Annotated in this window: 10 protein-coding genes; 6 read left to right on the top strand and 4 right to left on the bottom strand. The window is 61.4% G+C overall.

Annotation, left to right across the window (positions count from 1 at the left end):
- Positions 1-191, bottom strand: a 191-nt coding sequence (locus tag AC221Y_RS14500; protein WP_486707597.1) for a hypothetical protein, incomplete at its 3' end; no start/stop codon positions are given.
- A 166-nt stretch (positions 192-357) separates the two neighbouring features.
- Positions 358-957 carry a DUF1285 domain-containing protein gene (locus AC221Y_RS14495; RefSeq protein WP_486707596.1) on the bottom strand — a complete coding sequence of 200 codons (600 nt, stop codon included), beginning with the start codon at positions 955-957 and terminating at the stop codon, positions 358-360.
- 59 nt (positions 958-1,016) lie between these two features.
- On the opposite strand from AC221Y_RS14495, the gene AC221Y_RS14490 reads away from it, so the two are divergent.
- The 4 genes from AC221Y_RS14490 to AC221Y_RS14475 are packed head-to-tail and all read left to right on the top strand — an operon-like array spanning position 1,017 to position 7,733.
- Positions 1,017-2,024, top strand: a complete 1,008-nt coding sequence (locus AC221Y_RS14490; protein ID WP_486707595.1) for an AAA family ATPase — start codon at positions 1,017-1,019, stop codon at positions 2,022-2,024.
- Positions 2,021-2,899, top strand: coding sequence for a DUF58 domain-containing protein (locus tag AC221Y_RS14485; protein WP_299756194.1), 879 nt, complete (start codon positions 2,021-2,023; stop codon positions 2,897-2,899). The genes AC221Y_RS14490 and AC221Y_RS14485 overlap by 4 nt, the downstream gene beginning before the upstream one ends.
- Positions 2,899-5,670, top strand: a complete 2,772-nt coding sequence (locus AC221Y_RS14480; RefSeq protein ID WP_486707594.1) for a DUF4159 domain-containing protein — start codon at positions 2,899-2,901, stop codon at positions 5,668-5,670. The genes AC221Y_RS14485 and AC221Y_RS14480 overlap by 1 nt, the downstream gene beginning before the upstream one ends.
- Positions 5,670-7,733, top strand: coding sequence for a hypothetical protein (locus tag AC221Y_RS14475; protein ID WP_486707593.1), 2,064 nt, complete (start codon positions 5,670-5,672; stop codon positions 7,731-7,733). Before AC221Y_RS14480 ends, AC221Y_RS14475 begins: the two co-directional genes overlap by 1 nt.
- A gap of 3 nt (positions 7,734-7,736) precedes the next feature.
- Here AC221Y_RS14475 and AC221Y_RS14470 read toward each other — a convergent pair whose 3' ends face one another.
- Positions 7,737-8,345 carry a flavin reductase family protein gene (locus tag AC221Y_RS14470; RefSeq protein ID WP_486707592.1) on the bottom strand — a complete coding sequence of 203 codons (609 nt, stop codon included), beginning with the start codon at positions 8,343-8,345 and terminating at the stop codon, positions 7,737-7,739.
- A gap of 94 nt (positions 8,346-8,439) precedes the next feature.
- Between AC221Y_RS14470 and AC221Y_RS14465 the strand changes: the two genes are divergently transcribed.
- A complete protein-coding gene (locus AC221Y_RS14465; RefSeq protein WP_299756184.1) occupies positions 8,440-8,922 on the top strand; it encodes a GNAT family N-acetyltransferase in 483 nt (160 codons plus the stop codon).
- A gap of 104 nt (positions 8,923-9,026) precedes the next feature.
- Complete coding sequence (locus AC221Y_RS14460) at positions 9,027-9,440, top strand: hypothetical protein (protein WP_486707591.1); 414 nt, start codon at positions 9,027-9,029, stop codon at positions 9,438-9,440.
- Here the strand turns inward: AC221Y_RS14460 and AC221Y_RS14455 are convergent.
- Positions 9,368-10,525: pyridoxal phosphate-dependent aminotransferase (locus AC221Y_RS14455; protein WP_486707590.1), on the bottom strand; the 1,158-nt coding region annotated here is incomplete at its 5' end. The genes AC221Y_RS14460 and AC221Y_RS14455 overlap by 73 nt on opposite strands.

Here is a 10,525-nt window from a genome sequence, read left to right as displayed (position 1 = left end):
AGATGGCCGTTGCAGGGGTCAACGAGCGTGCCGTCGGTCAGGCGCATTGAAGCGGCGGTCAAGGTTGAAATGTTCTGGATTGTGACGACGAGCAGCGCCAGCGCGGCAAACGTGCGGCCAACCTTGCAGCAGCGCACCCGCGAAGGGAGCGCCCATTCGGTGATGCAAGCAAGACGTGGTTGCTGGCACACCCCAGTCGACGGCTTTGTCGCCGCGCCATGTGAACGGACGCCACGCCAAAATCTCCGCTATTGGCCAAAAGCAGCGGTGAACTTGCCGCGAGGCGGCGGAACGCGCCATTTCAAGGAAGTCGCCCGTTGGGAATGGCTAGGCTGGGTTTGAGGCGGACATTCGGCGCTAAGACAACTCCGCACTTGGAATAACGGGGAAGAAATGCGCCTGCGACCAGAGGCCGAACCAACTGGTTCCTTCGACGTCATGGTGTGCTCCGATGTCGACCAAACGGTAGAAGCTTTTGCGGTCGATGAGGGCTTCAAGATCGGCGCGGATCAGGACGTAAGGCGCGGGTTCTCCGGTTTGTGCGTCACGTTCTACGCGGATCGGGTGGGCGCGGCCTGCGGTAGCGGTATCGCCGAGGTTGGTCTCGAAAGTGAGGGTTTGGTTGGGGCCTGTTCCGGTCGCAGTGAAGTCGACGGCGACGAAGGGGGCGTCATCAACCTGGATGCCGACTTTCTCAACAGGCGTGACAAGGACGTAACGATCGCCGTCTTTTCGCAGGATTGTGGAGAAAAGGCGCACAAGCTCGGGGCGGCCAATGGGTGTGCCGAGATAAAACCACGTCCCGTCGCGTGCAATCCGCATGTCGATATCGCCGCAATCAGGCGGATTCCACAGGTGTACAGGCGGCAATCCGCGTGTTTTTACGGCGCGCGCGCTTGCGGCAATGCCTTCCGCACTGGGTTTCACGATGTTTTGTGCCATTTCCTCTTTTGCCATTTGTTCAATACGCCATACTTGGGTCTAGTAAGATCATAGAATATTTGGAGCCCGTTGCCATGACAGAAACCCCTGACCTTGTCGCCGAGATTGAACAGCTGGGCGAAAAGCTTGCTACGGCGAAGGCGAGCATCACCAACCGGTTCATTGGGCAGGAGCGCGTGGTCGACCTTGTTTTAAGCTCGATCCTGTGTGGTGGGCATGGGCTTTTGGTCGGTTTGCCGGGGCTTGGAAAAACGCGGCTGGTGGATACGCTGTCCACTGTATTGGGCCTTGATGGCAAGCGGGTGCAGTTTACGCCCGATTTGATGCCAGCGGATATTCTGGGATCGGAAGTTCTGGAAACCGGTCCCGATGGCAGTCGCGCGTTCAAGTTTATTAAGGGCCCGATTTTCTGTCAGCTCTTGATGGCCGACGAGGTGAACCGGGCGTCTCCGCGAACGCAGTCGGCGTTGTTGCAGGCGATGCAGGAAAAGGCCGTGACAGTGGCGGGCGTGCCGCATGATTTGCCAGCGCCGTTTCATGTTCTGGCAACACAGAACCCGATCGAGCAGGAAGGCACCTATCCGTTGCCGGAAGCACAGCTGGACCGGTTTATTGTTCAGATTGATGTGCCCTATCCGGATCGCGACACCGAGCGTAATATTTTGATGGCGACGACCGGGTCAGCTGAAGCGGTTTCAACGCGGGTGTTTTCGCCGCAAGAACTTATGGCGGCGCAGGCTTTGGTGCGTCAGATGCCGGTGGGCGAGGCTGTGGTTGAGTTGATCCTTGATCTGGTACGCGCCTGTCGCCCGGAGGAACCGGGTGCCAGCGATATCGTGCGCGAGAATGTTGGTTGGGGGCCGGGGCCACGGGCGGCGCAGGCTTTGATGCTGACGGTGCGCGCCCGCGCGTTGCTTGAGGGAAGGCTGGTGCCGTCAATCGAAGATGTGGCGGCGATGGCGACACCGGTTCTGACGCACCGCATGGCGCTGACGTTTGCCGCACGTGCACGCGGTCTCGAATTGAACACTGTGATAAGACAGGTGACCGAAGTTGTGACCCGCACGGAGGCGGCCGCGTGAGAGACGTCGCGCGCTTAAGGCAGGATGCCGAGACCCTCGCGGGCTCGTTCCCTCCGCTTCTGGCGGCAGCGGAGCATTTGGCGTCAAGCGTCATGGCGGGCGAGCATGGGCGACGGCGTGTGGGGCAGGGCGATCAGTTCTGGCAGTACCGCCCCAGCCATGCAGGCGACGAGGCGCGCGCGATCGACTGGCGGCGCTCGGCGCGGTCGGACGATGGTTTGTTCGTGCGCGAAAAGGAATGGCAGGCGGCGCAGTCCGTGATGATCTGGCTTGATGCGGGTCAGTCGATGGAGTTTTCGTCCGATGCATCCCTGCCGACCAAGGCAGATGAGGCGCGTCGGTTGTGTCTGGCTTTGGCGGTATTGCTTATCCGGGGTGGCGAGCGGGTCGGGTTGACCAACGCAGGCCTGCCGCCGCGCGCGGGGCAGGTGCAACTGATGCGTCTGACGGCATCCTTGGCGGAAAGTGCTGCGGCGGCTGAGTATATCGCACCGGAATTGCGCGGTGTGCCGGGGCGGTCGCGCGCGGTGTTTGTGTCTGATTTTCTTGGGGATATTGCGCCTGTAAGTACAGCTTTGACGCGGGCGGCAGACCGGGGCGTTGATGGCGCGTTGGTGCAGGTTCTTGATCCGCAAGAAGAAGCCTTTCCGTTTAATGGACGCACAATTTTTGAAAGTATTGGGGGAACCTTGGCGCACGAAACGCTGAAAGCGGGCGATTTGCGCGACCGGTATCTGGAGCGGTTGGCGGCGCGCAAAGACGAGTTGCAGGCTTTGGCGCGGGCCACGGGGTGGCAATTTCATTGCCATCACACGGACAAGTCGGCGTCGGGCGCTTTGCTTTGGCTTTATGGCGCTTTGGAGCGCGTGCACTGATGTGGAGCATTGGCCCCATAGGATTTAGTGCGCCGTGGCTTTTGCTGGGCCTGATCGCTTTGCCCATCCTCTGGATATTGCTGCGCGCTGTACCGCCTGCACCGATCCGGCGGCGGTTTCCGGGTGTCGCGCTGTTGGTTGGGCTGACGGACGAGGAAACCCAGACGGACCGCACGCCTTGGTGGTTATTGCTGTTGCGCACGCTGGCGGTTGCGGCTGCGATTATCGGGTTTGCGGGGCCGGTTTTGAACCCGCAGGAGCGGCAAGCGGGTGACGGGCCATTGTTGGTGCTGATGGACGGCACCTGGGCCGGGGCGTCGGATTGGACCCGGCGGTTAGAACGCGTTGATAGCGCCTTGGGCGAAGCCGCGCAGGCCGGGCGTGAAACGGCTGTGATTGTTTTGACAGATCTCCCGGCAGGAGACGTGCCATTTCGATCGGCGGATGTATGGCGCGCGGAATTGCCGGGGCTGGCGCCTGCGGCTTGGGCTCCGGACGGGGACGTCGTGGCAGATTGGGCCGACGGGCTTGGGTCTGGATTTGATACGTTCTGGGTGTCGGATGGGTTATCCTATGCATGGCACGATGGACTTTTGGAAGTGCTTCAGGGCGCGGGCGCGGTTTCGGTGTTCGAGGCGCAGCGGCCGGTATTGGGGCTTCGGCCCGCGCGGTTTGCGGATGGCGCGATTGCGTTGGAAGCTGTGCGAAGCCGTGCCAGTGGCGCCTCTGAGGTCACGGTGATCGGGCATGGGCTTGATCCGTCAGGCACGCCCCGGCAATTGGCCAGTGCGACGTTTGAATTTGGCGATGGCGAGGACGTGGCGTCTTTGGCCTTGTCTCTGCCGCCTGAGTTGCGCAACCGGATCACGCGCTTTGAATTGTCAGGACAGCGGTCGGCGGGCGCGGTCAGCCTGACGGATGACGCCCTGCAACGGCGCGAGGTGGCATTGCTGGCTGCGCGCGACGAACGCGAGGGGCTGCAACTTTTGACGCCAACGCATTATCTTGAGCAGGCGCTGTTGCCGAATGCGGATCTGATCGAGGGCGATATCGGTGACATTGTCTTGGCGAACCCTGACGTGATTGTTTTGGCCGACATTGCGACCTTGGCCGCGGGCGAGACGGAAGCAATTGAAGGTTGGGTGCGCGCGGGCGGCATTTTGGTGCGGTTCGCGGGGCCTCGGCTGGCGGCGTCTGATGTGGGGCGCGACAGCGAGGCTATTTTGATGCCGGTGCGTTTGCGTGCAGGCGGGCGAAACGTTGGCGGCGCGATGTCGTGGGGCGAGCCGAAGGCGTTGCGTGGCTTCTTGCCGCAAAGCCCGTTTTTCGGCTTGGCCGTGCCCCAGGATGTCGCCGTATCCGCGCAGGTGATGGCGCAACCCGATCCGACGTTGGCCTCGCGCACCATCGCGGCGTTAAGCGATGGCACGCCTTTGGTCACAAGGAAGCGCTTGGATGCGGGACAAGTTGTCTTGTTTCATGTGACCGCCAATGCCGAATGGTCGACTTTGCCGCTGTCGGGTTTGTTTGTGCAGATGCTGGAGCGTCTTGCAGTGTCGTCGACACCGGATGCTGTGACAGCGGAAGATTTGGCCGGGACGGTCTGGACGGTGGATCAGGTTTTGACGGCGACAGGACAGATCGAGGACGCGGGCGCATTGTTCGGGGTTGCGGGCGAGGAGCTTGCGGAAGGCGCGCTAGGGGCGGACTTGCCGCCCGGGCTTTATGTGGGCGAGGACCGGCGGATTGCGCGGAATGTGATCGGGGCCGCGGATCGTCTTGAGCGGGTTGTCTGGCCCGCCGATGTGCCGGTTGAGGGCTTGGCGGTGACGGGTGAAACGCCGCTGAAGGGTCTTGCTCTGGCATTGGGCATGTTGGCGTTGATGGTGGATATTCTGGCGTCGCTTTGGCTGTCGGGTCGGTTGAGCGGACCACGGGCGCAGGGGGTTGCTTTGATCGTGGCTGCGATGTTGATGGTGGCCCCTGACGCGCGCGCGCAGGAGACGGTTGAGGACATTGAGAAGGCGTTGCTGGCGGCGTCTGAGTTGTCTTTGGGCTATGTGGTGACGGGCAATCGGCGGGTCGATGGGACGTCTGGTGCCGGCCTTCGGGGGCTGTCGAGCGTGTTGTTCCGGCGGACGTCGATCGAGCCAACGGACCCGTCTGCAGTGAATTTGGAGACGGATGAGTTGTCAGTCTATCCGTTCCTCTACTGGGCGGTGACGCCGGATCAGCCCCGCCCTTCGACCGAGGCTTATGCAAAGCTGAACCGCTATTTGCGCACCGGAGGCATGATCCTGTTTGATACGCGCGATGCGGATACCGCACGGTTTGGCGGCTCAAGCCCCAACGGGCGCAAGTTGCAGGAACTGGCTTTGCCGCTGGACGTGCCGCCTTTGGAACCGATCCCAAGCGATCATGTGCTAACGCGGACGTTCTATCTGTTGCAGGACTTTCCGGGACGTCACGCAAGCCCGGACGTCTGGGTGGAAGCTGCCCCTGCGGACGCGGAACGCGCGGACGGAATGCCGTTTCGCAATCTCAATGACAACGTAACGCCGGTGATTATCGGCGGCAACGACTGGGCGTCGGCATGGGCAATGGATGCGGCGGGCGCGCCGATGTATCCAGTGGGGCGCGGCTTTGCTGGCGAGCGACAGCGCGAGATTGCCTACCGCTTTGGGGTGAACCTGATCATGCATGTGCTGACCGGGAACTATAAGTCGGATCAGGTCCATGTGCCTGCGCTGCTGGATCGGTTAGGGCAGTAATGGAAACCGGAACGATCCTCTTTGATCCGCTGTTGCCCTGGCCCGCGGTTCTTGCCGGGGCGATGTTGGCGGCGCTGTTTGTCGGTATTGCTGTCTGGCGCGGGCTTGCGGGCTGGTGGCTGCGCGGAATGGCGTTTGGGGTGTTGGTTTTGGCTTTGGCCAATCCGTCACTTCAGGTCGAAGATCGCGAGGCGTTGAGCGATATTGTTTTGTTGGTTGTGGACGAGAGCGCGAGTCAGGCGATTTCGGATCGGCCTGAGCAGATCACGCAGGCGATTGCTGGGGTTGAGGCCGAGATTGCGCGGCTGGACAACACCGAATTGAGGATTGTCACGCTTGGGGATGGCGAGGGCGATCAGGGCACGTTGCTGATGGGGGCTTTGGCCAATGCGATGGCCGAGGAGCCTCGGTCGCGACTTGCGGGGGCTATTTTGCTGACCGATGGTCAGTTGCATGACATCGAGCGCAGCCCCGATTTGCCTGCACCATTGCATGCGCTGCTGACCGGGCGTTCGAGCGATTGGGACCGCCGGTTGATGGTCCAAAACGCGCCTGCCTTTGCGATTTTGGATGAGCCTGTGACGCTGACGTTGCGGATTGAGGATCAGGGTGCGGTGCCCGTTGGTCTGCCCGAGCGCGCCGAGATTGAAATTGCCGTGGATGGTGCCGAGCCACAGCGGTTTACCGTGCCTGTGGGCGAGGATCTGGAGCTGCCGATCACGCTGCAGCACGGTGGCATGAACGTGATCCAGTTCACGCTGCCCGAGCAATTGGGCGAGCTGACGACACGCAACAATGCCGCCGTTGTCCAGATCAACGGGGTGCGGGATCGGTTGCGGGTTTTACTGGTGTCGGGGGAACCCCATGCGGGCGAGCGGACGTGGCGGAATTTACTGAAATCGGATGCCTCGGTCGATCTGGTGCATTTCACGATCTTGCGTCCGCCGGAAAAGCAAGACGGCGTGCCGGTCAACGAATTGTCTTTGATCGCCTTTCCGACGCGTGAGTTGTTTTTGGATAAGGTCGACGAGTTTGATCTGATCATTTTCGACCGCTACAAGCGGCGCGGGATTTTGCCGGCGATCTATCTCGATAACGTGCGGCGTTATGTGGAAGACGGCGGGGCGCTTTTGATTGCGGCAGGGCCAGACTTTGCGACAGCGGATTCGATTTATCGTTCGCCTTTGGCCGAAATTATTCCCGCAGCGCCTTCGGGGCGGGTGTTGGAAGAAGCCTATTTGCCGACCGTCACAGACATCGGTCAGCGCCATCCCGTGACCGAAGGGTTCCAACCCGAGGTTGAGGGCGATGATGCGCCGTGGGGGCAGTGGCTGCGGATTATTGATGTTGTGCCGGAGAGCGGGACGGCCGTGATGTCGGGTATTGATGAGCGCCCGTTGCTGGTGCTGGACCGTGTCGGGGAGGGGCGTGTGGCGCTTTTGGCATCGGATCACGCCTGGCTGTGGTCGCGCGGGTACGACGGCGGTGGGCCGCAGTTGGAATTGCTGCGGCGTCTGGCGCATTGGATGATGAAGGAACCCGACCTTGAGGAGGAGGCGCTGAGCGTTATGGCCGAAGGCCAGACGATGGTGATCACGCGCCGTACGCTGGGAGAAGATGTGGCCCCCGTTGAGATCACCGGGCCAGATGGCGCTGTGGTCACTGTGCCTCTGGAAGAGGTGTCCCCGGGGCGCTTCACCGCGACGTTCGAGGGTCCTGAGGTTGGGTTGTACCGCCTATTGGAGGGCGATCAGGACGCGGTGGTCGCACTTGGGCCATCCGCGCCGCGCGAGTTTGAGGAAACGATTGCCAGCGCCGCCGTTCTGGACGCCGCGGTGGCTGAAACACGGGGCGGCATCCGGGTTTTGGAAGACGGCGTGCCGGGTATTCGCACTGTGCGCGAAGGCCGCGTTGCGGCAGGGCGTGGCTGGATCGCAATTACGCCGCGCGAGGCCTATCTTACGGCAGATGTGCGCGTGTCGCCGCTGTTGCCTGGCTGGGCGTTATTGCTGTTGGCATCGTTTCTGGCGTTGGCCGGATGGTTGCGCGAAGGGCGGAGGTAGGACTTATTCTTCGCCCGGGCGCTTCAGCGAGAAAACTTCGGTGACGCGACTGTAGTCCCGGTAGCCAAGGCGCGCCAGGGGCTGGAATTTCAGGACGTCGAACATCCCATCCACCACACAATCGTCGCGCAGATGGACGCCGGTGACTTCGCCGAAGGTGACGAAGTTGGCGGCCCCCGGAAGCTGGACGATCTGGATGACCTTGCATTCAAGTGACGCAGGCGCATTCGCGACGCGGGATGCGGCAATGGTTTCGCATTCGACGCGCGCGATCCCGGCCTTGTCGAACTCATCGACGTTGCGATCCCACGACCCGGAACTGACGTTCATCACGTCGCGCATTTCGTACTCGACGATGTTGACGCAAAAGACGTTCGTCTCGCGAATATTACCTAGGCTGTCTTTTGTGCCGTCACGGTCGGGCTTCGTCCCGGTCGAGGCGAACATGACCTGCGGTGGCACATAGGCGACCGCGTTGAAGAAGGAATAGGGCGCGAGGTTTTCGCGGCCATCGGTGCCCCGCGTTGAGATCCAGCCGATGGGACGCGGTGTGACCACTGCATTGAAGGGATTGTGCTTCAGGCCGTGGCCGTCTTCGGGGCGGTAGAACATGGGGCGCGGTACCTTTTTCTTCTTGCTGTTTGTCTCGGACCTAGCCCCGTGCTAGGCGCGTTTCCAGCTAAAAATGCCAAGTCGGGAAAGTTGGATGTACGGCCTAGAGCGCGAAACGAATGCGGATATTTGGGAGGTCGAGGCGCTCTTCGATCTTTGCTTTGCGCCGGGTCGCGAGGCGCTGTCGTCTTATCGCTTGCGTGATGGGGTCGATCCTGTGGCTGATCTGAGTTTGGTGGCGCGCGATGAGCTAGGCGTTTTGGCCGGGGCCGTGCGGTTCTGGCCCGTGCGCGTGGGCGAGGCGCCTGCGTTATTATTGGGGCCGATTGCCGTGCATCCGACCCGGCAGGGCGAGGGGCTTGGCGCACTATTGGTCGAGGAAAGCCTGTCACGCGCGGATGGCTGGAGCCGTGTGATGCTTATTGGCGATGCGCCGTATTACGGGCGGTTCGGGTTTACCAAGCTTGTTGGCGTGGATATGCCGCCGCCCACGAACCCCGAGCGGATTTTGGGCCGAGATATTACGCCGGGTGGCTGGTCTGGTGTTTCGGGGCGCGTTACGCCTTGGCACGCCTGATGCGGGCGGCGCGGTCTTAGGTATTTCGAAAAGGGTGAAGAGTTGGTTTCGTCGTCTTTGGCGAGGCGATTGGCCTGTTTCTTCACAATGACCTGACGCCCGTCGTGCATCGCCATGGGAAGCGGGTCCGTGACAGTATCGAAGTCGGCGTCGCTGGCTTTTGGGTGCGCCCAGGTGGTGATCAGATTGAGGTGGTCGACGGTGTGCAGAATGTTGTCGATCCACCGGGCGCGATCGATGTCAGAGCGCGTGATCAGTTATTTAGGGATAGCGGTGTGGTCTGCGTCGGTGAGGGTATGGTCGCCGTGGGGTTTGATCTCGCCCTGTTTATTGATCACAGCCATCTGGGTCATTTCGATGTGATGATCGCGGCCTTCAGGATCAATGAGAAAGACTATTGCGCCGTTTTCGCGCAGCCCCACCTAGTATTCTTGGGGCGCACCGGTCACGTCAGGCCTTCGCAGAAGCGTCTGATGCGGGCTGAGGCCTCGATCAGGTCTTCGTCCGAAGTGGCGTAGCTGATGCGGAACGCAGGCGAGAGGCCGAAGGCCGCGCCGAACACAACCGCGACGCCTGTCTCTTCAAGGAGCGCCTTGCAGAAAGTTTCGTCCGTGTCGATCAGCGTGCCTGCCGTGGTTGTTTTGCCGATGCAGCCGGTGATCGAGGGGTAGACGTAGAAGGCGCCGTCCGGTGTCGGGCAGTGGATGCCGGGGGCGGTGTTCAGGCCCGCGACGATCAGATCACGGCGACGCAGAAAAGTTTGCACGTTGACAGGGATGAAATCCTGCGGCCCGTTCAGGGCTTCGAGCGCAGCCCATTGGCTGATCGTGCAGGGATTGGACGTGGATTGGGACTGAATTTTACGCATCGCGGCGATGAGGTGTTTTGGTCCGCCTGCGTAGCCGATGCGCCATCCGGTCATGGCATAGGCTTTTGAAACGCCGTTCAGGGTCAGGGTGCGATCCTTCAGGGACGGAGCGATCTGAGCCGGGGTGCTGAAATCGAAGCCCGGAAACGCGATGTGTTCATACATGTCATCGGTCAGAACCCAGACATGCGGGTGGCGTTCCAGAACATCGGTAAGGGCCTTCAGGGCGTCCGGACTATAGCCCGCGCCGGTGGGGTTCGACGGTGAGTTGAAGATCAGCCATTTGGATTTCGGCGATATGGCAGCTTCGAGCTGTTCCGGCGTGATGCGAAAGCCGCTTTCAGGGCCTGCGGGCATGATCACAGGTTCGCCGCCGGCCAAGAGCACCATGTCGGGGTAGCTGACCCAATAGGGCGCCGGGATCAGGACTTCGTCGCCGGGGTTAAGCGTGGCCATCAACGCGTTGTAAAGGACCTGTTTACCTCCGGTGCCTACGGTGATTTCACAGGCGTCGTAGGCAAGGTTGTTCTCGCGGGCGAATTTGCTGACGATGGCGGCTTTCAGCTCCGGAATGCCGTCCACTGCCGTGTACCGGGTCTTGCCGGCGTCGATGGCGCGTTTTCCGGCTTCGCGGATGTTTTCGGGTGTCGGGAAGTCGGGTTCTCCGGCGCCGAGACTGATGATGTCTCGGCCCGCCGCCTTTAATTCACCCACAAGTGCGGTCAAAGCGACCGT

Source organism: Boseongicola sp. (genome assembly GCF_057460485.1).
Note: the sequence above shows the minus strand (reverse complement) of the source record. Positions and strands in the feature narration are given on the sequence as shown.